Source organism: Aeromonas molluscorum, assembly GCF_051376105.1.
Taxonomy (GTDB): domain Bacteria; phylum Pseudomonadota; class Gammaproteobacteria; order Enterobacterales; family Aeromonadaceae; genus Aeromonas; species Aeromonas molluscorum.
In genome coordinates this window covers 1,804,341-1,829,051 of the sequence record NZ_JBPQCY010000002.1, presented here as the reverse complement: position 1 = coordinate 1,829,051, position 24,711 = coordinate 1,804,341, and the positions used below count along the sequence as shown (strand labels likewise).

Annotated in this window: 19 protein-coding genes; 8 read left to right on the top strand and 11 right to left on the bottom strand. The window is 59.0% G+C overall.

Annotation, left to right across the window (positions count from 1 at the left end):
• Window positions 1-19 precede the first annotated feature (19 nt).
• From ACSMDR_RS18960 to ACSMDR_RS18945, 4 genes are all read left to right on the top strand, one after another.
• Window positions 20-994 (top strand): hydroxymethylglutaryl-CoA lyase, encoded by a 975-nt coding sequence (locus ACSMDR_RS18960; RefSeq protein WP_436469277.1) that lies wholly within the window; start codon window positions 20-22, stop codon window positions 992-994.
• Entirely contained in the window at window positions 984-1,409 is a 426-nt protein-coding gene (locus ACSMDR_RS18955; RefSeq protein ID WP_005905208.1) for a MerR family transcriptional regulator, read from the top strand. Before ACSMDR_RS18960 ends, ACSMDR_RS18955 begins: the two co-directional genes overlap by 11 nt.
• A gap of 166 nt (window positions 1,410-1,575) precedes the next feature.
• Window positions 1,576-4,521, top strand: coding sequence for a DUF748 domain-containing protein (locus ACSMDR_RS18950; protein ID WP_436469276.1), 2,946 nt, complete (start codon window positions 1,576-1,578; stop codon window positions 4,519-4,521).
• Between the two features lie 956 nt (window positions 4,522-5,477).
• Window positions 5,478-6,074 (top strand): acetate uptake transporter, encoded by a 597-nt coding sequence (locus ACSMDR_RS18945; protein WP_005905211.1) that lies wholly within the window; start codon window positions 5,478-5,480, stop codon window positions 6,072-6,074.
• A 130-nt stretch (window positions 6,075-6,204) separates the two neighbouring features.
• On the opposite strand, the gene ACSMDR_RS18940 is transcribed toward ACSMDR_RS18945, so the two are convergent.
• Window positions 6,205-6,948, bottom strand: coding sequence for a M90 family metallopeptidase (locus tag ACSMDR_RS18940; protein ID WP_436469368.1), 744 nt, complete (start codon window positions 6,946-6,948; stop codon window positions 6,205-6,207).
• 136 nt (window positions 6,949-7,084) lie between these two features.
• On the bottom strand, window positions 7,085-7,543 hold the full coding sequence (locus ACSMDR_RS18935; RefSeq protein WP_436469275.1) for a GNAT family N-acetyltransferase: 459 nt from the start codon (window positions 7,541-7,543) through the stop codon (window positions 7,085-7,087).
• A 266-nt stretch (window positions 7,544-7,809) separates the two neighbouring features.
• Between ACSMDR_RS18935 and ACSMDR_RS18930 the strand changes: the two genes are divergently transcribed.
• A complete protein-coding gene (locus ACSMDR_RS18930; protein WP_436469274.1) occupies window positions 7,810-9,312 on the top strand; it encodes an alanine/glycine:cation symporter family protein in 1,503 nt (500 codons plus the stop codon).
• A gap of 128 nt (window positions 9,313-9,440) precedes the next feature.
• On the opposite strand, the gene ACSMDR_RS18925 is transcribed toward ACSMDR_RS18930, so the two are convergent.
• From ACSMDR_RS18925 to ACSMDR_RS18890, 8 genes are all read right to left on the bottom strand, one after another.
• Window positions 9,441-10,277, bottom strand: a complete 837-nt coding sequence (locus ACSMDR_RS18925) for a crotonase/enoyl-CoA hydratase family protein (RefSeq protein WP_436469273.1) — start codon at window positions 10,275-10,277, stop codon at window positions 9,441-9,443.
• Window positions 10,278-10,344: 67 nt separating this feature from the next.
• Window positions 10,345-10,974 (bottom strand): 3'-5' exonuclease, encoded by a 630-nt coding sequence (locus tag ACSMDR_RS18920; RefSeq protein WP_436469272.1) that lies wholly within the window; start codon window positions 10,972-10,974, stop codon window positions 10,345-10,347.
• Window positions 10,971-12,794 (bottom strand): putative nucleotidyltransferase substrate binding domain-containing protein, encoded by a 1,824-nt coding sequence (locus ACSMDR_RS18915; RefSeq protein ID WP_436469271.1) that lies wholly within the window; start codon window positions 12,792-12,794, stop codon window positions 10,971-10,973. Before ACSMDR_RS18915 ends, ACSMDR_RS18920 begins: the two co-directional genes overlap by 4 nt.
• A 39-nt stretch (window positions 12,795-12,833) precedes the next feature.
• Window positions 12,834-14,549: a sodium:solute symporter family protein gene (locus ACSMDR_RS18910; protein ID WP_436469270.1), complete on the bottom strand. Its 1,716-nt coding sequence runs from the start codon at window positions 14,547-14,549 to the stop codon at window positions 12,834-12,836.
• Between the two features lie 8 nt (window positions 14,550-14,557).
• Window positions 14,558-14,824 carry a DUF4212 domain-containing protein gene (locus ACSMDR_RS18905; RefSeq protein WP_005910665.1) on the bottom strand — a complete coding sequence of 89 codons (267 nt, stop codon included), beginning with the start codon at window positions 14,822-14,824 and terminating at the stop codon, window positions 14,558-14,560.
• A gap of 470 nt (window positions 14,825-15,294) precedes the next feature.
• Window positions 15,295-15,417: a hypothetical protein gene (locus tag ACSMDR_RS18900; protein ID WP_436469269.1), complete on the bottom strand. Its 123-nt coding sequence runs from the start codon at window positions 15,415-15,417 to the stop codon at window positions 15,295-15,297.
• A 127-nt stretch (window positions 15,418-15,544) separates the two neighbouring features.
• A complete protein-coding gene (locus ACSMDR_RS18895; protein ID WP_436469268.1) occupies window positions 15,545-15,676 on the bottom strand; it encodes a hypothetical protein in 132 nt (43 codons plus the stop codon).
• The gene (locus ACSMDR_RS18890; RefSeq protein WP_436469267.1) at window positions 15,673-16,491 is read right to left on the bottom strand and encodes a phage antirepressor KilAC domain-containing protein; all 819 of its coding nucleotides are present in this window, start codon (window positions 16,489-16,491) and stop codon (window positions 15,673-15,675) included. Before ACSMDR_RS18890 ends, ACSMDR_RS18895 begins: the two co-directional genes overlap by 4 nt.
• A 468-nt stretch (window positions 16,492-16,959) precedes the next feature.
• Here ACSMDR_RS18890 and ACSMDR_RS18885 point away from each other — a divergent pair, with 468 nt between their 5' ends.
• The 3 genes from ACSMDR_RS18885 (at window position 16,960) to ACSMDR_RS18875 (ending at window position 18,300) form a co-directional block, all read left to right on the top strand.
• On the top strand, window positions 16,960-17,268 hold the full coding sequence (locus tag ACSMDR_RS18885; protein WP_436469266.1) for an Arc family DNA-binding protein: 309 nt from the start codon (window positions 16,960-16,962) through the stop codon (window positions 17,266-17,268).
• A gap of 454 nt (window positions 17,269-17,722) precedes the next feature.
• A complete protein-coding gene (locus ACSMDR_RS18880) occupies window positions 17,723-17,902 on the top strand; it encodes a hypothetical protein (RefSeq protein ID WP_182969248.1) in 180 nt (59 codons plus the stop codon).
• Entirely contained in the window at window positions 17,902-18,300 is a 399-nt protein-coding gene (locus ACSMDR_RS18875; protein ID WP_324035157.1) for a type II toxin-antitoxin system death-on-curing family toxin, read from the top strand. Before ACSMDR_RS18880 ends, ACSMDR_RS18875 begins: the two co-directional genes overlap by 1 nt.
• 31 nt (window positions 18,301-18,331) lie before the next feature.
• On the opposite strand, the gene ACSMDR_RS18870 is transcribed toward ACSMDR_RS18875, so the two are convergent.
• Window positions 18,332-24,655, bottom strand: coding sequence for an LPD38 domain-containing protein (locus ACSMDR_RS18870; protein WP_436469265.1), 6,324 nt, complete (start codon window positions 24,653-24,655; stop codon window positions 18,332-18,334).
• Between the last annotated feature and the right edge of the window lie 56 nt (window positions 24,656-24,711).

Genomic DNA, 24,711 nt, shown 5'->3' with positions numbered 1-24,711 from the left:
GTCACAAAAGGGAACCAATATGACGCAGATAATGGAACAGGATGACAGGGTCAGCCTGGTCGAGATGGGGCCAAGGGATGGCCTGCAAAACGAAATGATCCCGCTCAGCTTGCCCCAGAAGCTGGAGCTTATCCGCCGACTCGGCGAGAGCGGCTTGCAGCGCATCGAGGTCGGCGCCTTTGTCTCCCCGAAGCGGGTGCCCCAGATGGCAGACTCCGCCGCCCTGCTGGCCGCCCTGCCCCGGGGCGCCATCGCAGGCAGACCGCCTGTTCGATATGGCGCCCTGGTGCCCAACCTGCAAGGCCTGCAGGGGGCCATAGCCGCGCGGGTCGATGAGATTGGCCTCTTCACCGCCTGTAGCGATGGCTTCACCCGGGCCAATATCGGTATCAGTGTGGAGGAGTCACTGGTGCGCTTCGCCCCCTTGGTGCAGGAGGCCCGCCACTTGGGCATTCGGGTGCGGGGTTATCTCTCCACCGTCATCGGCTGCCCCTTCGATGGCCCTACCTCCCCCAAGCGGGTAGCGGCCATGGCCGAACGGCTGTTCGATCTTGGCTGCCACGAAATATCCTTGGGGGATACCACTGGGATTGGCACCCCTGGCACCGTGGTGCCCATGCTTGATGCCGTGCTGCGCGAGATCCCGGCCGGACGCCTCGCGGTGCACTTTCATGATACCTATGGTCAGGCCCTGGCCAATCTGATGCCCGCCCTGGAGCGAGGCATTCGCACCATCGACAGCTCGGTGGCCGGGCTCGGTGGTTGCCCTTACGCTCCAGGCGCCTCCGGCAACCTGGCCAGCGAAGAGGTGGTCTATCTGTTGCGAGGGCTAGGCATGCAGACCGGGGTGGATCTCGACATCCTGGCAGCCACCGGCCAATGGGTGAGCGAGCAGCTCGGCCGCCCGAACGCCTCCCGGGTCGGGCAGGCCCTCGCCGCTCGGCGAGTGTCAGCCGTGATGGACAACCACAAGGGGCGCTGCCATGCCAGATAAGCACGCAGGCAAGGAGGTCACCTACAGCATCTCGGAGCTGGCTCAGGAGTTCGACATCACGGCCCGCACCATTCGCTACTATGAAGATGAAGGTCTCATCTCCCCGACCCGGGAGGGTCAAAATCGCATCTACAGCCACAAGGACAAGATCCGCCTCAAGCTGACCCTGCGCGGCAAGCGTCTCGGTTTCAGCCTGGCCGAGATCCGCGAACTCTTTGATATGTATGACACCGACAGATCCAGCCGTACCCAGCTGCTCTCCATGGTGCAACTCATCGAATCCAAGCGCGAGGCGCTGCGCCAGCAGGCAGAAGATATCCAGATGGTATTGGCCGAACTGGAAGCGGCAGAACGGCGCTGCGCCGGAGCCCTCGACAATCTCGGTGATCAGGGGGGATTGAGCCAGCTGGGATGATAGGCGCCAGGAGGCTGGCTTGCGAGTGTGACTCACACAGGTATGGGCCTGCCTGAAGTCACCTCTGCAAGGGTGAACAGTGGCAGGAGACAATTGACCCTGACTATGGCCCTTTCCCCCCAGGGCATGCTATAGCTAGCGCGTCTCGACCGCTCAGGAGAATTCGATGGCCCCGCCTTCCCGCCGCCTTGTGCTAAAGATCATCGCCGCGCTGCTACTGCTTCTCGTCGGGCTCATCGTGGTGTTGTGGCAAGCCCCCGCCCTGACGGTGCGCTATCTTCCCGGCTGGTTGAAACAGGAATATGGTCTCAACCTCACTCTGGGCAAGATCCAGGTAGATCTGGCGCAGCCCCTACTGACCCTGGGCCCCAGCGCGCTCACTGATGATGATGGCAAGCCCCTGCTCAGCCTGGCTGAGCTCAGCCTCAAGCCGGATCTCAAGGCAAGCTGGCATCAGCAGGGTCTGGTGCTGACCGAGGTGACGCTGACGGCCCCCACCCTGGATTTACAACGGCGAGTGCCCGATGCCAAACGGCCGGGGACGCCCCGCTTCAATCTGACTGATACCCTGAGCCAGCTGCTTGCCCCCTCGCCCAGGACCGCCGATGAGGCGCTCAGCCCTGCCCCCAAAATCACGATTGCCATGCTGTCGCTACAACAAGGCCGCCTGACTTACCGGGACACCCGCGCCACGCAGGCCGATGGCTGGTTGCCGCCGCAAACCTTGACGGGGCTGGCGTTAACCCTGACCAATATCAGCTCGCTTCCCGATCAGAACAGTCTCTATACCCTGGCGGCCACTCTGGGCAAGAGTCAGCTAAAGGCGGATGGCAGCGTCAGCTTGAGTGGCGCCAGCCAGGGCAAACTCAGTCTGGCCAAACTGCCCCTCAAACCCTTTGCCCCGCTCTGGGCTCCCTATCTGAGCCTGGATCTGCTCAAGGGCCAGGCCAGTGCCCAGGCCAGCTACCGTCTGATCCCGGGCAAGCAGGGGTTCGGCTGGCAACTGAGCAAGGGCAAGCTGACCCTGGATGGCTGGCAGCTGCACTACCCCAAGGGGGCGGAGTTTGCCCGCTTCACACAACTGGTGCTCGGCGACATCAGCCTGGATGGCCAGCAGCAGCTGCTCAAAATTGGCAAGCTCAACGTGCAACAACCCGTGCTGCACGCCAGCCTGGATAGCCAGCAAAACCTGGATGTAAGCAAAATATTGACGCCTCGCGTCTCGCCGGCCAGCACCAAGGCCACCATCGGCAAGGGCATCAATACCACCAGGAAAACCCAGCCACAGAACAAACCCTGGCGCTGGCAGCTCGGTCAGATAGCGCTGCGCAAAGGCAGTCTCAACTTGCTCGAATCGAGCAGCGGCAAGCCGCTGGCCCGCGAACTGACGGATCTCGAACTGACCCTGAGCGGGCTCGACAACCGGCTCAACAAGGCAAGCCCCCTCACCCTGAAAGCCCGCCTCAACCAGCAGGCCCAGCTCGCCTTCGAGGGCAAGCTGACCCCGGCCCCCTTCGCCCTCGAGGGGGATATCAGGCAGCAGGGTCTGCCGCTCACCTGGCTCCAGCCATATCTACAGGAGAGGGTCAGGGTCAGCGTCAAGCAAGGGGAGCTTTCTAGCCGCCTCAAACTCGCCATCGCCATCGATGGCAAAGGGGCGCTCAGCACCCTGAACCTGAGCGGTGCACTCGATATCGACAAGCTCGATGTACAGAGCGGCGCCGACAACCAGAGGTTGCTGCAAATCGCGAGGCTAGAGCTGACCGGGCTTCACTATGAGGGGATCAGCCAGCAGGTGAAGATAGATGACATCTTGCTGCGCCAGCCCTTCGGCCGCATCGAGATCAACGAGGATGGCACCACCAATGTGCAGCAGCTGATATTGCCCGCGCCACCGGCTTCGGCTGACAAGGGATCCGCGATTGTCCGCAAAGGCCCGGAGCCTCGCTTGGTTGTCGCTCAGGTGCGTATTCAACAGGGCAACCTGCGCTTTGCCGATCGCAGCCTGAGCCAGGAGTTCAGTGCCGATATCGCCGATCTGAACGGCCAGACCCTGCACATCAGCAATATACCGGGCCAGCGATCCGACATCGCCTTCAACGGCAAGGTGGACAAATATGCTCCCGTCACCATCAGGGGTGGCGCCAATTTGCTGATTGACGAACCCGAACTGGATCTGGCCGTTGACTTCAACAATCTGGAGATGACCAGTTTCAGCCCCTACTCGGGTACCTATGCCGGCTATGCCATCGACAAGGGCCAGCTCACCATGAAGCTCAACTATCACCTGGTCGGCAACCGCCTGGAGGGTGACAACGACATCATCATCAAGAAGCTGCAGCTAGGTGAAAAGATAGACAGCGACAAGGCCAAAGACCTGCCCCTCGGTTTGGCCGTTGCCCTGCTCAGCGATGCCAATGGCGTCATCAAGCTCAACCTCAAGGTGAAGGGCAATCTGGATCAACCCGATTTCAGCCTGGGCAGTGTTTTCTGGAATGTGCTGGGCAACACACTGCGCAAGGCCATCACCTCCCCCTTCTCCCTGCTCGCTTCCCTGACAGGAGGGGCGAAAGATCTCGATGAACTCTCCTTCCAACCCGGCGAATATGAGCTGACATCGGGCCAACAGGCCAAGCTGGCCAAGCTCGCTGGGGCGCTCAAGGCCAGACCCCAACTCAGCATGAATATCCGCGGCAAGGTGAATTTCAATCAGGAGCGCCCCCTCTTGCAGCGCCAGAAGCTGGAACGGGTGTTGGCCAGGATCACCGGCAGCCCGGTGGATTTGACCCAACTTGGCAAAGATGACGTCATGCAGGCGGCCCTGGCTCAGGCCTATCAGGAGCGCTTCAAGGAGGATCTTGTGGCCCTGGCTGACCGCCTCGGTCTGGCGGCGAACAGCATGGCGCTGCGCGATCAGGCCGTCATCTTGCTGCGTGATCAGCAGCTCATTACCGCCAAGTCGCTGCGTAACCTTGCCATGGCGCGGGCACGCAACACCAAGACTTATCTGGTGGACACTCAAGCCATCACCCAGGATCGCCTGTTCGTACTCGACAGTCAGGTAAAGGAAGCCGACAAGAGTGCCAAGGTGGTGCTCACCCTGGATAACTGATCTGCCCGAGCAAGACGTTGGCAAGCCCCTTGGTGATGGGCTTGCCTTTGTTCTTCACCCTTTGAGGCTGACCACCAGAGCACAAAAGCACCCGCGTTGCTTGCGCAATCGGATCGGCAGGCTGCCCCGTCTGCTTGAGAGCCCTGCTCCAGATCAGTCCCCCCTCTTGTGCAGGCCCCTGAGGCAAGCCGCGAAACTCACACCCATTGCACGGCTAACATATTCCCCTCGCCGCCAAGGTTCGCTGCCCTGATTCAGTCCCATAGCGGCCTGCGACAGCAGGCTTGCCACGGCAAGCTCATTCAATAGCCTGCTGGTGCGCAGAGTTGTGTCTATGCCGTCTCAGCTGCCGATGTCGTTGACGCCGTTTCCGGCAATGCCCTGCCAAACCAGGTTGCACAATGAAGCTGTCACATTGGGTCCCAAGCATTGTTGCAAAACCCTAGTTTGATGGCATATGCGATGATGTAACGCTCAATCACGTCACCTTTATTCAGCTAGCTGAAAGGTAACCCGGCAGGTTCCAGGGGGGAAGGTTATGATCGACACAGCACCGGCGCGCTATCCTGCCGGGTGGCTTGATGAGATTCAGCATGCCGAGAAAGATGATATCCATTTAAACCTATTCCACTGAAGCAAGGAGAAAGGAGAAAGGCTCTGCTGGCTTAGCGCCGAGCGTGACGTCAACGACGGATAAAGACGCCGCCCTCTTGCCCCTCCTCGGTGATAAGGCCCAATGGCATCCCGAGCGGTAATGAACACAAAAAAACAACCTGTCCCCTACCTTTCATTTACCAATTAACCACCGATTACCCACGATTGGGCCCGGCGCTGGTCTGAGTTGTAGTTTTTTTACTATTTAACAGCCCTTCCCTCTTGCGAGGGCATGGAGCCCTGCCTAAAATCCCGCGTCCTTTGATCAACCCCCACATATTTTTGGAGAACACCACGTGAGCGTGAGCGAAAAACTGGCCAACCCTGCCCCCCTCGGTCTGATGGGCTTCGGCATGACCACTGTCCTGCTGAACATCCACAATGCGGGTTTCTTCCCCATCAGCGCCATGATCCTGGCCATGGGGCTGTGCTATGGCGGTCTGGCCCAGATCATCGCCGGTATCATGGAATACAAGCGTGGTAACACCTTCGGCGTCACCGCCTTCATCTCCTACGGCACCTTCTGGTGGAGCTTGGTGCTGCTGATGGTCCTGCCGAAAATGGGTCTGGCCGAAGCCACTCCAGCCGCCTTCATGGGCTGGTACCTGCTGATGTGGGGCATGTTCACCCTCTTCATGATGATAGGGACTGTCAACTACCCGCGCGCCAAGCAGTTCGTGTTCGCCTCCCTGACCGTGCTGTTCTTCCTGCTGGCCGCTCACAACTTCACCGGTAGCGAGCTGATCGGCCACATCGCCGGTTTCGAAGGCATCATCTGTGGCGCCAGCGCCATCTACCTGGCCATGGCCACCGTGATCAACGAGCAGTTCGGCCGTACCATACTGCCGATTGGCGATCACAAGCAGGCTGCTGCCGTGCAGCTCAAAGCCGCCGCCTAAGCGCAGGGCCCGAAGAGTCAGCCTAAAGTTGACCCTAGCCAGGATGATTGAACAGAGGAAGGCACCCCCAGGGGTGCCTTCTTGCTATCTGTCTCTTGCCTGCCTCATGGCTGGAGTCATGTCGAGCTGGCTATCGGGAAGACGAGTCCAAATGCACCGCGTCAGCCTCCGGCTGCCGCAGCAAAGGCGCCTGGACATAGAAGCGGGTAAACAGGGTATAGACGGCCGGGAAGGCCTGATGCAATTGGCGGGGCTGGCTGAAGAACAGTTCGCTGCACACGGCGAAGAATTCGGCCGGATGGCTGGCAGCATAAGGGTCTATCAATGTCGTCTCGCCCCGCTCGCACTGGGCCTGCAGTTGGTCGAACGCCTGCTGGCAAGTCGCGGCCCACTCAGACCCCGCCAAGCCAGCCGGCAAAGGGGGCGCGCCGTCGGCCTCTCCTCCCAACATGTCGAGCTTGTGGGCCAGCTCATGGATGATGAGGTTATAACCATCCCAGTCACCGTCTTGCTGCAACTCGCTCCAGGCCAACACCAGCGGCCCCTGGGGCCATGCCTCCCCGGCATTTTCCTCCTCCCACTCACTCACCAGACCAAACTCGTCCTGCACCTGCTGGCGGCGAGAGACAGGCTCGGGGATGATGATGATCTCATGGAAGCCACGATACCAATCGAGACTGAGTGCCAGAATGGGCAGGGCACCTTGCAGAGCCAAGGCACGGCGCTGACGTTCAGTTAGTTCGACACCGAGCAGGGTCCAAGTCTTGCGCTCGAGCAGGCGGCGCGCCAAGGCGACCAAGTGAACCTGCTGGGCGTCACTCAGCCCATCAAGAATGGGGATGGCTGCAAACAACCCATGCCACTCCTCCCCCATGGGAATGCCCGACGATTGGGCATCTTCGACTGCCTTGCACTGACTCGGTGCACCGAACCAGGTGCAGAGCAAGCGACTTGCCCTGATAGCTGACCACAAGCTAGCCACTCAATACCTCGATGCTTTCATAGGGATTTCATTGTGATAGCAGGGATTTGACAAAACGCTTGGGCTTTTCCCGATAATCCTGCTGCTGATAGAAGTGATGGGCCCGTTCACGGTGCAGGCTGCTGGAGAGTTCAATTTGACCGCAACCAGCCTCTCGGGCCAGCCGTTCGGCTGCCGCCAGCAAGGCAACGCCCCTGCCCTGCCCCCGGACCGCTTCATCGACCACCAGCGCCGAGATCAACGCCCAGCCCGATGCCAGGTGCAAAGGCCGCAGCAGATGCAACACCAGTACCCCGGTCACTCCGTGCCGGTCGGCACTCACCAGTACCTGTCGCCCAGGCTCCCGCGCCGTCAGATCCACAGCCAGCCTGTCGGGATCATTGCGATAGCCAAGCTGGACAAAGAGCCGCGCGATCGCTGCCACATCAGGGGCTTCTGCCAAGCGTATTCCCTCAGCCAAAGAGGTGTCATTGATGTGCTCGCTCATGGTTGGCCTCAAAATTGCTTTATCACTGACAAGGTACTGTTTCAGGAGAAAATAACGCCATTTCACCAGCCTGATCAAGCCGTGGAAAGCGTGCCACCACATCAAGTTCACAAATTAGCAACACTAACGTAAATTTCACTGGGAAGCGCCGAAACAAGTCGATATGTTAAACGCCTCGGCCAATGCCGACAGCAGAAATGACTGAATAACAAAGATCGAGTGGGCAGAAGCCCGCCGGAAGTCTCACAACAAAGGAGTTGTTGTACATGAACGAAATCGTCAATGCCATCAATGGTGTGATTTGGAGCCCAGCGCTCATCTATCTGTGCCTCGGGGTAGGGTTCTATTTCTCCTGCCGCACCCGCTTCCTGCAACTGCGCCATATCAAAGAGATGGTGCGTTTGATGATGGATGGCAAGGCGACCGATGCCGGTGTTTCCTCCTTCCAGGCGCTGACCATGACCCTAGCGGGCCGGGTCGGTACCGGCAACATCGCCGGGGTAGCCACCGCCATCACCTTCGGTGGCCCCGGCGCCCTGTTCTGGATGTGGATGGTGGCCTTCCTGGGTGCCAGCTCCGCCTTTGTGGAGTCCACCCTGGGCCAGGTTTATAAAGAGAAGATCAACGGTGAATTCCGTGGCGGTCCCGCCTTCTACATAGAGAAGGGTCTGGGGATGAGCTGGTATGCCTGGATCTTCGCCATCGCGACCATCTTCGCCTGCGGTATCTTGCTGCCAGGCGTGCAAGCCAACTCCATTGGTTCCAGCCTGCAAACTGCCTTTGACATCAGCCCCAACGTGACTGCCGCCGTACTGGCGCTGCTGCTGGGCTTCATCATCTTCGGTGGCGTCAAGCGCATCGCCCACTTTGCCTCGACTGTGGTGCCCTTCATGGCACTGGCCTACATCATAGTGGCTTGCGTCATCATCGCCCTCAACATTGGTCAACTGCCGGGTGTGATCCTGCTTATCTGGAAGAGCGCCTTCGGTCTGGATGCCGGTTTCGGTGCCATCCTGGGTCTGGCCATCATGTGGGGTGTGAAACGCGGGGTCTATTCCAACGAAGCAGGTCAGGGTACTGGTCCTCATGCCTCTTCCGCCGCCGCCGTGAGCCACCCGGCCAAACAGGGTCTGGTACAGGCGTTCTCCGTCTACATCGATACCCTGTTTGTCTGCTCCGCCACGGGTTTCATGCTGCTCATCACCGGCCTCTATAACGTACAAGGTCCGGATGGCACAGCCCTTCACACGGGTATCGCCGGTATTGCCGCAGGTCCTGGCTATGTGCAGACCGCCATGGAGAGCATGATGCCCGGCTTTGGCAACATCTTCGTCGCCATCGCGCTCTTCTTCTTCGCCTTCACCACCATCGTCGCCTACTACTACATCGCCGAGACCAACATTGCCTTCATCAACCGCAAGATCAACCGCCCCTGGCTGACCTTCGTGCTGAAGATTGGTCTGATGGCTGCCACCGTTTACGGCACCGTCAAGACGGCCGATCTGGCCTGGGGCCTGGGTGATATTGGCGTCGGTCTGATGGCCTGGTTGAACATCATCGCCATCCTGCTGATGCAAAAAACCGCCTTCATCTGCCTGAAGGATTACGAAAGCCAGCAGGCTCAGGGCCTAGACCCCGTCTTCCACCCCGAGAAGCTTGGCATCAAAAACGCCGACTACTGGACGGGTCGCCGCTCCGAGCACAATCTGGAGCAAGAACATAGCGGCCATGAATTCGAGCCAGACAGCGAGCCAGGTGCTAGCAAGTAAGCCCGATATTCACTCATCAAAATGGCAGCCTTGGCTGCCATTTTTTATGTTGTCTGCCCCTCTTATCCCCTGTTGCAGGTCTGCGAGTGCCGGGCCTGTGCACCCCTCTCCCGGAACGGGGGATCCGCTCAGTTCAGATCACGGCGCGCACCAAAGCGCAATCGCCAACCAAACAATCCCTTGAGAGTGGCCCGCCACTGATTGGGGCGTCCCAGGATCTTTTGTTGCAAGCGCGTCTCTTCCTTGAGCATCGCCTCATCGCTGTGAGCCCAAGCCTGGCGGTAGAGCTGCTTGATCCCCGCCAGCGCATCCGGCGATTTGCCCAGCAGATCATTGGCAAAAGCACGGGCCTCGGCCAGCGGATCTTCGCAGACCCGGCTGACCAGACCCAGCGCCTTGGCCTCGGGGGCCAGCAACTCGCGTCCGCTCATGGCGAGCTCCATGGCGGTATCGACCCCCATGAGGTTGCGCAAGGTGACGCTGCCACTCATGTCGGGGATAATGCCCCACTTGATCTCCATCACCGAGAAACGGCAATCCGGCGTGCTGAAACGAAAGTCGGCCCCGAGTGCTATCTGCAAACCACCCCCAAAGCAGAGCCCCTGGGTCACCGCGATGACCGGCACCGGTAGCAGGTGCCAGCCATAGGCAACCCGCTGGGCAAGATTGGTCGCCTCGTCCGCTTCGCGCTTCAAGATGTCGAGGGCGGCCAGCGGCTGTTTGAGCATGGATTTCACATCCAATCCGGCACTGAAGGCACGTCCCTCCCCATGCAAGATCACGGCCCTCAGTCCGGGCAGCTGCCGCAGGCTCAGCAGCGTCTGTTCCAGGGCCCTGAACATGGGCAAGTCCAACGCATTGAGCTTTTCTGGCCGGCTCAGCATCACCTCGGCGATGCCCTGCTCAATCTTGCAGCTCACCCTCTGCTGGCTGATGGTCGGCGACTTGGCAGTGGTTATCTCCATGACACTTCCTTGCTGGTAACTGGTCAAACCACTACATTAAGCTTGCCCGCCACAGAGCACAAGCCGCTCAACGGGAGTCCAGCAACAGATCGACCAGCCGCGTCTGGGCATGGGTCTGGGCCAGCAGCAACAAGGCGCAGCCATAAGCATCTTCAAGGGCATGATGACGTGACAAGGCGGGCAACCGGTGGCGCGCCAGGCAGCGCGCCAGAGTCAGGCTGTCGTCGCTCACCGGGCTCCCGGTTCGCTGTAGACGGACCAGCTCAATCAGCATGGTATCGATGAACTGCATATTGCGCGCCCGCCCCAAGATCTGCTGGCAAGCCGCTTGTAAAAAGTCTCGCTCCAAGGCGCTGTTATGGGCCACCAGCAGGCAACCCTCTGCCGCCTCAAACAGGGCTTCAAGGGCATGAGCCAAAGAACAGGCTCCACTCAAATCCCGATCGTGTACTCCGTGGTAGATGGCACTCTGCCCCACGCTCACCGGCGTCTGAATGAGAAAGTGGCGTGCCTGCGCCAGTTTGATCTCCCGGTCCACTATGGGGACCCACCCCATACTGACGATGTGATCCCGGCTGGCATCGAGTCCGGTCAGCTCCAGATCGATAGCCAGACAGCGGCTCTCGGCCAGGGTCTGCCCCGTGCGTCTGGCCTCCCAGATCCCTTGCCAGCGAGCCAACCAGATGGGTCTTGTCATAGATGGCGACAGAAACGGTAGTCGAGCAGACGCTGCCCTTCATTGATCACGGCGAAACACTCCTTGAGCTGGTGACGCTGCAGCCCGGACAAGGTGCTGGGGTCGAGATGATTGTTGATGATCCCCTTGCTCGCCTCCCCCTGCTGACGAAGGTGGAGATCCCAACGTAGCTGCGCCAACAAATCGAAGGCATCTTGCAAGTTGCGGCATTGTCGCCGATCCATGGCGCCGCTCGCCTCAAGCTCACGCAGGCGCTGGCGGGTGCCAACGCAGGTCACCCCGGCTTCAAGGGCATAGACCCGCACCAAGTCGGTGATAAGACTCATCCCCCGGGTCTTGAGATCCAGACCCGGTTGCTGCTGGCCGTTCGCCTCCAGGATCAGGTTCTTGAACAGGCCCAGCGGGGCCCGGCGTTGCTGCGCTGTTTGTGCCAGGTGCATCAGGAACAGGGGGTGACTCGCCGCCTCAGTCACTACTGTCTCAACCAGGCCATCGAAGCTGGCCTGACAACCGGCAACCAGCCGTACATCAAAAAATACGGTGGCGCTGAGCAGCGCCTCGGGAGTCGGCGCCTGAAACCAGCGGCGAAAGCGGGCGAGCCAGCCCGGTTTATCCAGACAGAGATCCGGGTTGGTCGCCATGATATTGCCGCTGCAATAAGGCAGGCCACAACGGGCCAGACCATCGCACACCTGATGGGCCAGCTGGCTAAAATAGTGGCCCACCTCCCCCACGGGGGGCTCGGCCAGTAACAAGCCGTTGTCCTGATCCGCGTTCAATCCCTGATCCTGACGCGCGAAAGAGCCGAACACGAGCCAGCTGAATGCACAAGGCGCCGGTCCCAGCGTCATCATGCTCAGAGCAATCAGCCGCTCGGTCAGGGCATCCATGACGGTCGCCAATATATGTGCCGCCTCATGGGCCAACACCCCTTGCAGCCCCAGGATGTGCGTCAGTCTTGGGATCTGCTGACTGCAACGAACCAGTCCCTCAAGGTCGGACTGACGTTCAATGTCGGTCAACAGATAGACGGGATGCTCCTGCTGCGCCCGTATCAGATCCGTCACCGTCACCATGCCGATGACGCTCCCCTCGCCCAGCACAGGCAGATGGTGCACGCGCCAGCGCCCCATCTGCTGCAGGGCCTCGAAGAGATAGGCATCCCTGTCGATGGTCCTGGGATCCCGGGTCATCACCTGCCCCACCGCGGTATCGGCTGGCAGCCCCAACGCCAGCACCCGGCTGCGCAGATCCCTGTCCGTGATGATGCCAAGCAGTGCCCCCGTCTCTTCCACCAGCAAAGAGGAGACGCGCCGCTCGCTCATCAGCTGCGCTGCGGCCTGCACCGAACTCCCGGGGAGGATGGTTATCTTGTGAGGCTGCACCAGATCCCGCACCTTGAGCGTGAAATAGCCCTCGCCCCCCGGACTCGGCTGCTGGTGCAAGGTACATGCCGCAAGACGCAGGAAGAAGTTGTCCAGCAAGGGCCAGCGCTGCCGGGACTGGGCGAACACCTCGCCGTCGAGCCAGTAGACCAGGGCATCCTCTTCGCAGACCAGCCTGCCGCCTGGCTGCCCTGACAACTGGTAGCCGTCAAAATCTCCTTCTTGCAGCTTCTCCAGCAACTGCTGCCCGTCATAGCGGGCGAACAGGCCGGTGCGCACTATCATCAATCGCTGCGCCTGTGGCGGCACAGTCTCATTGGCCCGAAAATAGTAAACCGAGATGGCTCGCGCCAACTCGGTTTGGATCCCCTTCTCCAACAAGTTGAAGGGGGTAGTTCGGGCCAGAAATTGGTGTATCTCAACCAGTTCCATCATCACTCCCGATGGGAGGGGCCTGGCCCCTCCCTGCATTGATCAATGGTCGTGAGCCTCACCTGCCCCTTTCGGGAAGCGGATGCTCTCCACGATATTTTGCACCTCTTGCGGCACCGGCTTGGTGAACAGGCTCACCCCGTAGGCAACTACGAAGTTGATCACCATGCCCACAGAGCCTATCCCTTCCGGCGAGATGCCAAACAGCCAGTTCTCCGGCACGTTGGCCGCCATGGGGGTCATGACGATGCCCTTGAAGTAGACGATGTAGCCAATGGTGAAGATCATGCCCGCCAGCATGCCGCTGATGGCCCCTTCCTTGTTCATCTTCTTGTAGAAGATGCCCATGATGATGGCGGGGAAGAAGCTGGCGGCGGCGAGACCAAAGGCAAACGCCACGACCTCGGCCACGAAGCCCGGCGGGTTGATCCCAAGATAACCGGCCACCAGTATGGCCACGGCGGCGGCGCCACGGGCATAACGCAGCTCCTGCTTGTCGGTGATGTTGGGCATCAGATTGCGTTTGAGCAGATCATGGGAGATAGAGGTCGAGATGACCAGCAGCAGACCCGCCGCCGTAGAGAGCGCCGCAGCGATACCCCCCGCAGCCACCAGGGCGATGACCCAGTTAGGCAGCTTGGCAATCTCGGGGTTGGCCAGCACTATGATGTCGCGATCCACTTTCATCTCGTTGCGATCGTCGTTGGAGTAGAACATGCGACCATCGCCGTTCTTGTCTTCGTGGGAGATGAGACCGGTCTTCTCCCAGTTCTTGATCCACTCGGGGGCATGAGCATATTCGGTGCCCTTGCCATCGCTGCCATTGATGGTGTCAACCATGTTGACCCGGGCAAAGGCAGCCACTGCTGGCGCTGTGGTATAGAGGAAGGAGATGAACAGCAGGGCCCAACCGGCGGAGATGCGCGCATCACGTACCTTGGGCACGGTGAAGAAGCGCACGATCACATGAGGCAGACCGGCCGTCCCGACCATGAGGGCGCAGGTGATGGCCATCACGTCAATCTTGGACTTGACCCCGTCCGTGTAGTCGGCAAAGCCGAGATCCCGCGATATGGTGTCAAGCTTGTCGAGCAGGTAGGTGTTGGAACCGTCCACCAGGGTGGCGCCGAACCCGGTCTGGGGCAGCACGTGACCCGTCATCATGATAGAGATGAAGAAGGCCGGCACCATGTAGGCGAAGATCAGCACGCAATACTGGGCGACCTGGGTATAGGTGATGCCCTTCATGCCGCCGAGTACCGCATAGAAGAAGACTACGGCCATGCCGATCACCACCCCGGTGGTGATGTCCACCTCAAGGAAACGGGAGAAGACCACCCCCACACCGCGCATCTGGCCTGCGACATAGGTAAAGGAGACCAGGATGGCACAGACAACGGCAACGGTACGGGCAGTCTGCGAGTAGTAACGATCGCCGATGAAATCGGGCACGGTGAACTTGCCGAATTTGCGCAGGTAAGGAGCCAGGCACAGTGCCAGCAGCACATAGCCACCGGTCCAGCCCAGCAGGTAGACGGCGCCATCGTATCCCATGAAGGAGATGAGGCCTGCCATGGAGATGAAGGAGGCAGCCGACATCCAGTCAGCGGCCGTTGCCATGCCGTTGGCAATGGGATGCACCCCGCCCCCTGCCACGTAAAACTCCTTGGTTGAACCGGCGCGGGCCCAGACTGCAATGCCGATATAGAGCGCAAAAGTCAGGCCGACCACTATGTATGTCAGTGTTTTTAAATCCATTTCACACCTCAGTCTTCATGAACATCATATTTGCGATCCAGCTTGTTCATCTGGTGAACGTAAACGAAGATCAGAATGACAAACACATAAATGGCTCCCTGCTGAGCAAACCAGAAGCCCAGCTTGAAGCCAAACAGGTGGAACTGGTTGAGCCAGTCTGCCAATATAATTCCAGCGCCATAAGAGACCGCAAACCACACCAAGAGCAGCTTGAGCATCAGGGAGAGATTCTCCCGCCAATAGGCTTTGGCCTTGTCTTCACTTTCAAATGCCATTTCCCAACTCCATTTGTTAATGAAATGTTTCACCCCCAATCTAGCAGCTGTTGCTGAACAGGAAATCACGACTTTAGTCTTAACTGACCCAATCGATACTCATGGCCGTGTATTTTCCCTATCCCTTTCCCCCCTGTGGATGAGACGCTCATGTGGTTCGGATCACACTTCTTGCTAAAGTTTTCTCTCGAGCTGTGCCATAATGCGCGCCATTTGGCAGACAACCCGGGACACATCCTTTGTTAAGCAGCAACAACATCATCGTGTAAGCTGAAACCGCCCGAAAGGCGCACCATACCTGTGATTTAACTGCTTTTTCACAACACGTATTAAGGTCAATCCCCCCCCATTTCCCCGTATTTTCCCTCTCGTTTTGCCCCAAAAATGCCCCAAGAATTTCCCTCAGGATCTCGTATCACGCAGGCATAGAAAAGCCCGCACATTGGCGGGCCAATCCGAATCCTTCCGCATCACGCTGACACGGTGGCTTCATCGCGTAGTTTTTCCAGAATGCGCGCGAATCTATCTTCCTCCTGAGGCGTCAAATCCAATGTCTCGATAAACTCTTCTAGTTCTACCAATGATGGTGCCATCCAATGTCTCCCTTTCTCTCTCAGCCTCTCGGCTGTGAAGCACTGTATATGCATACAGTTCATTTCTTGAATTTATCATTTTCGGACTGATTTGGGTATTAAAAATGGGGCCGTAGCCCCATCAGTATCATTCAGCCAGGTCAGGCATCATGCTCTGGATCCTGTCAACAAGCGCCATGCGATCCTGAGGACAGAGGTCGATAACCTCCAATTCCCCCAGCAGGGCATTCAACTCAACCTGCAGTTGGGCGGCGCTCATTGCACACCGCCTACACTGAACTGCTGAGCCAACTTGGTAAGCCCCTTCGGGGTGATGCGAACCTGCTCACAAAGGCGCTCACCGCCATCAGCCAGGGGAACCATCGTCACCTTGTGCTCAATCAACCCCTGCTGCACCTTGTCCTGGTAGCCGAGCCACTGCTTGCCACCGGCACGTTTGTAGATCCAGCGCTGACTGCAAAGGTGCTGGTTGAACTTCTTCGGCTGCTGCTGCAACGCCTTGGCGGCCTCCGTCAGATTCAGGGAGCCTTCGGCCACAGCGATCCGCTCCAGCGCCTCCACCTTGGGTTTGGCCGCCTCAACCTGCAATTCCAACTCGTGATTGGCGGCCTCCAGGCGTAACCGTTCCTGCTCTGACTGCATGGCGATCTGCAGGATCTCGATAGTGGAGAGCTGCGGTGTGACCGGGGCCAGCTTGCCGGTGCGGTAATCCAGAAACACCTGATTGACCTGGAGCTGGAAGGCTGGACTGATCCAGCCGGCGTAGGAGATAGCCAGTAGCTCGTGTGCGAAAGTGCCAGGGGCTGCGCCGCCGTTGATAACATTGAGTACTTCATGACCAGACTGCGAATTTGCAGTCTGGTTAGTAAGCTCGGAAATCAGCTCTTTAGCCTGCTTGGACCGCAGCCATTGATTAGGCGCTTTATGGTTACCGGTACCACTTGCACAATGAAGAGCGTTCAGGTTGAACCGCCCTACATCATCAGTAGTGATCTCCACCCCGGCGATCACTGGCGTGGAATTCTGCGGCCCTGTCAAAACTTTGGTTTGCTGATACTGTTGTTGTATAGTCATACCGTAATCCTTACTTGGTCGTTGGGTTTACATTCCTCGGCCTTGGCGGCTGCAACCGCTGGGGCCGAACACTTTCCGGCATTAGGCCAACTCTCTCTCATTCTTACTTCCCTCTTCTTCATGCCTCATTGCGCTATATAGGATGTTCAGTACCTCCTTGGTTAGACTGACACCATTGTCTACAGCCCGATGGCCAACCCAACGCTTCAGATCCTCAGGTATCCTTATTGAGGTTGGCGGTATCTGCATGCCCATCTTCTAACTCCCATCGCGGTGTTGCATCCGCAAGATAGAATCTAAATGAGTCAGAGTCAATTAGAATCTTTGAGTGATGAGTCATTTTGATTCACATAGCAGTTATGTGTTATTTTTCACTAAATTATCTATCCACATATTGCTTTCACTCATCAGCTTTTCTAAAGAGGCCCTAAGAAATTGAGCCAACAGCCAAAACCATATCCTCTCCGTATGTCTGAAGAAATGAGGGAGCAGTTACAAGCACATGCTGAGGCCGGTGGACGCTCACTTAACGCTGAAATCGTCCGCAGATTGCAGCAATCGTTAAACGAACGCGTAGTGCACGAAGCTACATTCGCTGCCAAAGTGCCACCCCCAAAGGCAGTCATAGTAGGTGATGCGTATAAAAAGATGGTTGAGGACTTTACCAATGAGGTGGTAACGCACCTCATCAGCTCGCCTCGATTCAAAATAATCCCGCTCGATCCATCAAAGCCGAGTGACGATGAATATGTCGAGGAAGATCAGCCAAAACCTTAAAACTCCTTCATCACACTGCCTTTTGAACCCATCTTTGATATTAAAAAAGGGGCCTAAGCCCCTTCATGAACAGTGTCGCTTACAAAGCTGTGAGCCAAATTTCACCAGATACTAATGAGAACGTTCAACGCAAACCCTATCAAGACAGCGAAGAAACTGAACGCCATGAAGGTGTCCAGGTCATCGCGACTGGACTTACTGAAGCACCAGTACCCGGCAGCAAAAGGTATCAGTGCCAGGGTGAAACTGATGCTGAACGCTTTAAGCGCCACTACCATCATTATCAGTGCAAACAGTATCCACATGGTCAGGGGCCTCACTGGTCAGTGGGCCAGCTTACCCTCTGTGGTCCGGGGCAAGCCAGGGCCGCGCAACGGAATTGGACATCCCACAGGTTGTCGCTTTACCATTTATGGTAAAGTCTCACCATGCGACATCAAGAGGTAGCCACAGCATGAAAGACAACTCCGTCAGCAACAAGTATGGATTGCCACAAGTGCAGAATCGGCCGCAAATCAAGGCTGAAAAGAACCTGTGCCTGAACGGTGAAGAGGGCCGCCAGATCATCAAGTCTGAGACCAAGCTGACACTGAAGACCCACGAGAAGACCTTCACCCGTTTGGCTGATATGTAATGGATATCATCCAGTTTCCTCCCGCTCGGGTGCTGGAGATTAACCACTACATCCTAGGTGCGTCGCCTGGTCATCAGGGCCCTGCCAGCATCGCGTTATTGGAGGGGGCGCTTGGCCGCATCGACAATGCCATCGCCTACAGCGGGCTAAACGATGTGTTTCTCATCGCAGCAAAGTACGCAATGGCCATCGGTACCGCTCACGCCTTTTCCGATGCCAATAAGCGCACCGGACTCGCAGTGTGCCTTGAATATCTCTCCCTCAACGAATTCGAGATTGAGAGAGATAACGAGAAGCTGGCAGATGCAATGGTTGACCTTGTGTTGGGCGTTCTGCCAGAAAGTCAGTTTGCTGACATCCTCTACGCACTCTGGCTAGAAGAGCAAACAGCCTCGTGACTTGGCGGCCTATTGCGGCCGCAATTCCCCCTTACTCCCAGTTCGCCTTGTTCTTGTTGACTGTCTGATACACCAGGTCGTTACGGCGGGCCAGCATCTCATCAATGCGCCGGCGCTTCTCTTCTGCGGCCAGTGTGCGGTCGCGCTGGATCAGCTCGATCTTGTTGCGCACCACCCGGACCTGCTGCTGAGTGCGGCTCAGGCTGCGACGCGACTTCAAGATCCCGCCCTGTTCATCCAGCAGCTCGCGGGCCTTGTCCGTGATACCCTCGCTGCGGTACTGGTCAACGGTGCGCTTGAGCTGGTTCACCTCGTTCAGCATCCGGTAGAACTCCTCCATGTGCTGAGTGGACTTTGCAGGGCCAGTGCCGCGGTACACCGCTTTCACAAGCGGGATCTCGTCGGCGCGCCAGCTTGCTGACTCGCCAGGCCTGGCTGCCCGGATCAGACCGTCAGCGGCAGCCATCACATAGCTGCCCATGGTGCCGGTGTAACCAATGACGAGGTGCTCAAGCTGCTTTGGCGAGAAGCCAGTGAGCTCCCCCAGCTCGCGCATCAGCAAGCTGGTCTGCTCGTTATAGCGGGCCTCAGCTCTGACGTTCAGGTCCTGTGGGCCGTCGATGGGGCCACCTCGGAAGAAGTCATAGTTCACCGTTGTCTCCACCACCGGCTTTGCGATCTGGGGGATCGGATTGAGGGCGAAGGTGTCACCTATCGCCCTGGCCACCGCCTTCCCGAACTGGGCCCCAGTATCCTTGTCTCCCAGGGCGCGGACCATGCGCTCAGGGATGGTACCGAACAACACGCCAATCTCGAACGGCTTGGGGATCCGCCAATGGTGCTCACCAAGCCAGAAGTGCCAGTTGGCATCCTTGTCCCAATCCGGCAGCTCTTCGTATCGCTCATCGTCCCAGTTGGCGGCCAGCAGAGCCAGGCTCGCAGCCGTGATCATGCCTGCACGTTTGGCGATGGCTCTCGGGTTGTCTCGCAGTTCGCGGGTCAGCTTGCCTAGACCTTGCACCCGGGCATTGAAGAACGGCAGCAGTTGGGTCATGACCTGCATGGTGCGTGAGGCACCCAGCATGGAGAAATCCATCAGGTCCTTCGACTCGAACGCCGCCTGGGCGTGGCTCTTGCCAGCCTTGATGGCTGCGGCATAGACCGCCTCGCGGTTGGCATTCTCGAAAGCCTCGCCATAGCGGTTGTACTTCTCCCACACATTGGCAACCACGCCCTTTGCCTGAGCGGCGTTGCGGATAATGCTCTTTTCGTAGCGGGCGATTTGCTCGGGCGTCATCCCCTTGCGTCGCAGCGACTTACGCACGGTATCGGCCATCGCCTCTGGGTCATTGCCATTCACGTAGCCGCCCAGGAAGGAGGCTCCGCTGAACATCACATCAATGGTACTGCCGTCCATCGCCAGGGTCTTTTTCACCCCCTTGATGGAGTCGATCACCGGCCTGAAGCCGTCTTTGCTGATCGCCCAGCTGGAGAGTGAGTCGCGCAGGAAGTTGCGCAGCATGAATTCGGGAGATGCAGTGACCCCAGCAGTAAGCAGGCGCTTGGCCTTGGCCGCCACATTGACCATGGCGCTGAACGGCTTGCGGTCGAAGAAGGTCATAGCGCGATAGAGGTCCGGATCCTCAACCCGGATCATGTAGTCCTCCCCCTCCAGCTTGACCATGATCCTGTCTTTGCCATTGGCAAGGGCCTGGTAATCCATCTTGTTTGGCTTCGGAATGACCTCGATGATGCCGGTATCCGCCAGGTTCCAAACCGTCTTCTGGGCCGCCATGTTCTTCATGGAGGCGTCGATCAGCTTGGAGGTGGATGTGAAGATGTTCTCGAGCAGGTCGTTGGTGTTGGCCTCCCCGCCCTTGAGCTTCTTGATGCCGGCGTTCTGGTTGGCAATGCCCTTCGTCTTGAAGGGGGCGATCACGTCGCCGTCATCTGATTCACGGAAGAACGGAATGTACCATTCGCTTTCAAACTCGGCCCGTGCCTCCGGGGTGAAGAGCCCAGCTTCTTGTGCCAGGTCCAAGGTGGCAGCATTGAGCCGATTCCATCGGGCTTTGGCATCAAGGAATTTGGCCTCCTTGCCCTTGCCTTGCCCCTTGAGCGCCGCAATGTCATTGGCATCGAGCAGGTTCTCTCTGCCCTGCGCCATCAGCAGTTCCGCCCGGTGACCAGCCATCCAGCCAAGCCAGTTGTGCAGATCAGCTCCCAGGTCGGCAAAGATGCCCAGCAGCGCGTCTTTCTCGCCGGTACCCGCCTTGCGCTGGATCACCCCGTCATTCCACTCCGGCAGACCATAGAGCATGGTCGCCTGCATGGTGGAGGCGGCCCCCGTCGCCATCCGTGCCGCCACATAACCGGAGTCTGCGACATCAGTAATGCCGGCAGCCTCCTCGGCGTATTTGATGGGGGCCAGCGCGTCGAGCACCTCGGTGTTGGCCTTCTTGATAAAGCGGTCTACCCAGGATTTCACCACGCCGCGCTCAACCTTGCGCAACTTATCCAGGTTGGCCTTGGTTTTGTCGATGATGTCAGGCTTTGGCCCCAGGTTGAGCTTTTCCATGGCCTTGTCCGCAGCGGTGTCCACCTGGCTCATTCTGGTGCCGCCCATCCTGGTTGGCTGCGCCTCTTGGCTGAACTTCTTACCGCCGTCCGGGCCGCTGTCATCCGGGCCGGTGCGCCTGAGCTTCTTGCCCAGCCCCTCGATCAGGCTGCGGGTCTCGGCGGCGGTAATGCCATCCGGCACAAAGCCGACCGCCCGTAGCGCCCTGGTGATCATGGCAACCACCCGATCCCAGCCGCGGCCCCAGGCGCCCTGCTCCAGCTCCGCCAGGTGGGCCACCACCTCCTCGGCCTGAACCCCGATATCCTCGTCAGCGTAATGGGTGTTCACCCAGTCCCACACCGGCTTCATGCTGGGGTCCTTCTGCGACTGGATAAGGCGGCTCATCAGCTTGGTGTACTCCCCGTCGCCCAGCACATTGGCCAGACCGTAGTGGGCTAGCACCTCATGGCGCAGGATTTCGCGCATCCGCTTGGGGTTGGCAATGGTGTCGGCGGCCACATGCAGGGTGCCTGAGTCGTCATCGAACGCGGCCCGACGGATCAGCCCGTCTTTGGCAGCCAGCCCCAGCGCCTTCTCAAGCTCCGCCTGGGTGGCGTGGATCTTCACCTCAATTCCGCTCGCCCCCTGGTACTGCCTGAACCACCCCTGGGTGACCAGTTCAGCCTCTTTGCGGGTCAGGTGCTTGGCTGGCTTCTCGCCCTGGGCCATGGCCTGCTTGGAGAAGGCGATAGTGCGCTCAGGCTCCTTCGCTGGCTTTTCTTTCTGCGTCTTGCTCTGCTCTGACTCCTGAGCGGCGGCAGCATCAGCAACCGGCTTGGCGGTATCCCCTTCTTTCAACCAGCGCTTGAACTCATCAACCGGCATAGCCTTGATAGTGCCAAGCCCCTTCCAACCCTTTTCGTAGTTGGCCAGGTACCCGGCTCGGGCTGATGACTCGTCAGCAAAGCCCATCATCACTTTATGCTCGTCAAACTTGCCGGTCTTGGGGTCTACCTGATCCACCACATAGACCGTTTCGCTATCCGGCTGGTCACCGATGAACACATCGACGTGATCGCCGTCCGCCCCCAGGGTGCGTTTGATGTAGCCGTAGTCATGGGCCATGGTTGATTGCCACGCCTTGCCATCCTGATCCGTGCCGGAGCGGGTAGACCCCTTCGGGTTCTCGAGCGCAATATCCAGCCCTTGCAGCGTGAGGTGGCCCTTCTTGTAGTTGCCCGCCTCCTTCTGTGCCTCGGTAGGTTCCGGCGCAACCTCGGCGCGAGCTGCTTCGATCTGCTGCACTGGCTCACTGGCGGTGGGCGCCACATACTCCCGCACCTTGGCAGCCGACGACTTGGCCACCACCAATCCGCCTTTGCCCGGGATCGCCTTCACCCCGTTATCCTTGGCCCACTGCCTGATGGTCGGGATCTCGCCTTTGAGCGTGATGGTGCCGTCAGCATTGTTGATGGACTCAGCCCAAGGCAGTGGAGCGGTATCGACAGGCTCAGAAACAACAACCCCGGCATCAGTGGTCGGGGTTGTCAGTGCTTGGTCATTCTGCTGCTGTCCATCAGGTACAGATGCAGGCGCAGCGAGATCTGCCCGATCTCCGGTTCCAGCTCCATCGGAGAGTCCGGCAATGGCTGCTCCAGGGCCTGCTGCAACCGGTTCGCCTGCCCCAAGCTGATCACCTTGTCCTTCACTGCCGACTGCAAGTAACTGGGGAGCCTGCTCATTGGAAACCTCGGCTTGTGGTTGGTTGCTGGGGATCACCTCGCGGTAGCCGGTATCGATTGCTGGTGCGAGTGACTGCGCTTGGCTGGCCTCGGCTTGTGCCAGTGCCGTAGTCGCTTCTCCTATTACACTTTGCGCAGGAAAATCAGATGGTTGGCTCAAGTCGGCGACATTGGTGTCGTCGAGTTGTTGAGCGCTTGACTGCTCAACATCGGCAATATTGGCAATACCAAAACCGCCGCCATCAAGGGGAACCGGTGTTTCATCCTGACGACTGGCCAACGCCGCCTCTTTCTCGCTGGAGAACGGGAGCCCGCGACGGGTCAGGCGCAGGCTGTTATATGGGGTAGAGGTGGCGGCAGGTCGTGCCTGTTCAATGTGAGCCGCAGTCGGTGCTGGCAACTCAGTACCAACCTCATTCGCCACACCATCAATGGTGGCGCCTGGCAGCAAACCGCCCTGCGGAGCTGGAAGGGCGCCATCATTCATGAGCTCGCCACTGAGACTCAGATCCTCAATGGCTGGTGCCACACCGGCAGGCTGTGCGTGGCGCTCAGTAAGTCCGATGACCGATCCTCCCTCATTGAATACAGCATCTGCACCTGGATCCATCAGCTCACCTTCAAGCGGCACGATGGGCTTGCCACGGAAGTCATGGCCACCACGAACAAATCCCTGTCGCTGGAAGGCCGGCACATCACGAACCGGATCGAACTTGCCAGATCCCAATGGATTGTTGGCACCGGTAAACATGCTATCGATCTCGCTGCTGATGTCTGCCCCGCGCTCTGCCTGCCGCTGGTCGAGGCCGTGGATCATGTCATCCATCTGCTCATCGCCAGTCACCACCCGGCGCTCAACTCGCACAACTGGCTTGGTCATATCAGGAGCCTGCGGGCCATGCACAGCACCCACTACACCGCCGAATGCGCCGCCAAGCGTACCCTCGTTCAGTGCGGCAGACAGCACGCCCGCCATCGGATCCCGGGTTTCATCGGCCCACTCCTGCACTGCCTGGTTCACAGCTCGCTGGGTTTCACCGCCCTGCCACGCCTCAGTGGCGCCCTCACCGGCAAATCCCCGCGCCGCAGTGCCCGCCCGGGTACTACCTACCTTGCCGAGCAGGCCACCGACACCGCCCCCGGCCCCGGTCAGCACCCCGGACAGGAAATCCGCCGTCAGCGCACGGGGATCCGACCACGCATCTGTGGCCGCCTTCTCTGCCACGCTGTCTATAGCCGCCCGGCGAATGTCACCGATGCTAGCCCCCTGCATCTCACCATCAGCCAGCCCCCAGTACGCTTGCTGATAGATTGGATTGGCGTTGAGTTCATCATTGCCAAGGCCGTTGAGAAACCCGCGAGCCTCCTGCTCTGCCTGCTGGGCCCGCATCCCCGATGCCATGGCCCCGGCATGGGCGCCATAGCCAATAGAGGTCAAGCGTCCAAGCGCCTTATCCAGCACTGCACGCTTTGCAGCCTCGCCAGGGGCAGCCAGATAGGCCGCCTTGACCGAATCAAGCGCCCCCGCCTGGATGGCATCCTTCACCGTGGCTTTGGCCACCAGTTCTCGGGCTTGCCCTTCCACCAAATCCTTTGCCAACAACTTGCCAGCGCCACGCAGGGCAGGCTTGGCGATAAGCCCGGCCCCCTTGGTTCCGCCAACCAGACCGACAAACTGGCCCAGTACGGTAGAGAAATTGCCCGCCCACGCGCGCGGATCTGCCCAAGCGTCCCCCGCCTCGATGGCGCCTGTTTCCGCATTCTCCTGAAAGAACTGCTTGCCCATGGCCTCGCGCATGGGAGTAGACGCCTGCTCCAGCTGCCCATCAGCCCAGGCGCTTACCCCGCGCCCGGCATCCTTGACGCCCTGCGAACCCGTCAGCTGGCCAACCGTTTCCAGATCGCCCCCCAGGGTCTGGCCCAGACCTCGCTGGAACATGTCCACGGTATCGCCAAGGATGCCTTGCTCGTTGGTATCAGCAGGCGCTTGCTGTTGGGTTGAGTAGCGCGCCCTGGCGGCAGCGATAAAGTCATCCCGGGTTGGCTTGGCCATGTAGTCGTTCTCCGCAGGCAATAAAAAAGCCGGCCCCTGTTAAGGGTCCGGCCATG

Excerpts from the sequence above, each read along its gene's own strand:
- ACSMDR_RS18960 (WP_436469277.1), top strand. The coding sequence starts at position 20 with ATGACGCAGATAATGGAACAGGATGACAGGGTCAGCCTGGTCGAGATG.
- ACSMDR_RS18955 (WP_005905208.1), top strand. The coding sequence starts at position 984 with ATGCCAGATAAGCACGCAGGCAAGGAGGTCACCTACAGCATCTCGGAG.
- ACSMDR_RS18950 (WP_436469276.1), top strand. The coding sequence starts at position 1,576 with ATGGCCCCGCCTTCCCGCCGCCTTGTGCTAAAGATCATCGCCGCGCTG.
- ACSMDR_RS18940 (WP_436469368.1), bottom strand. The coding sequence starts at position 6,948 with ATGGGGGAGGAGTGGCATGGGTTGTTTGCAGCCATCCCCATTCTTGAT.
- ACSMDR_RS18935 (WP_436469275.1), bottom strand. The coding sequence starts at position 7,543 with ATGAGCGAGCACATCAATGACACCTCTTTGGCTGAGGGAATACGCTTG.
- ACSMDR_RS18930 (WP_436469274.1), top strand. The coding sequence starts at position 7,810 with ATGAACGAAATCGTCAATGCCATCAATGGTGTGATTTGGAGCCCAGCG.
- ACSMDR_RS18925 (WP_436469273.1), bottom strand. The coding sequence starts at position 10,277 with ATGGAGATAACCACTGCCAAGTCGCCGACCATCAGCCAGCAGAGGGTG.
- ACSMDR_RS18920 (WP_436469272.1), bottom strand. The coding sequence starts at position 10,974 with ATGACAAGACCCATCTGGTTGGCTCGCTGGCAAGGGATCTGGGAGGCC.
- ACSMDR_RS18915 (WP_436469271.1), bottom strand. The coding sequence starts at position 12,794 with ATGATGGAACTGGTTGAGATACACCAATTTCTGGCCCGAACTACCCCC.
- ACSMDR_RS18910 (WP_436469270.1), bottom strand. The coding sequence starts at position 14,549 with ATGGATTTAAAAACACTGACATACATAGTGGTCGGCCTGACTTTTGCG.
- ACSMDR_RS18905 (WP_005910665.1), bottom strand. The coding sequence starts at position 14,824 with ATGGCATTTGAAAGTGAAGACAAGGCCAAAGCCTATTGGCGGGAGAAT.
- ACSMDR_RS18900 (WP_436469269.1), bottom strand. The coding sequence starts at position 15,417 with ATGGCACCATCATTGGTAGAACTAGAAGAGTTTATCGAGACATTGGAT.
- ACSMDR_RS18895 (WP_436469268.1), bottom strand. The coding sequence starts at position 15,676 with ATGAGCGCCGCCCAACTGCAGGTTGAGTTGAATGCCCTGCTGGGGGAA.
- ACSMDR_RS18890 (WP_436469267.1), bottom strand. The coding sequence starts at position 16,491 with ATGACTATACAACAACAGTATCAGCAAACCAAAGTTTTGACAGGGCCG.
- ACSMDR_RS18885 (WP_436469266.1), top strand. The coding sequence starts at position 16,960 with ATGTCTGAAGAAATGAGGGAGCAGTTACAAGCACATGCTGAGGCCGGT.
- ACSMDR_RS18880 (WP_182969248.1), top strand. The coding sequence starts at position 17,723 with ATGAAAGACAACTCCGTCAGCAACAAGTATGGATTGCCACAAGTGCAG.
- ACSMDR_RS18875 (WP_324035157.1), top strand. The coding sequence starts at position 17,902 with ATGGATATCATCCAGTTTCCTCCCGCTCGGGTGCTGGAGATTAACCAC.
- ACSMDR_RS18870 (WP_436469265.1), bottom strand. The coding sequence starts at position 24,655 with ATGGCCAAGCCAACCCGGGATGACTTTATCGCTGCCGCCAGGGCGCGC.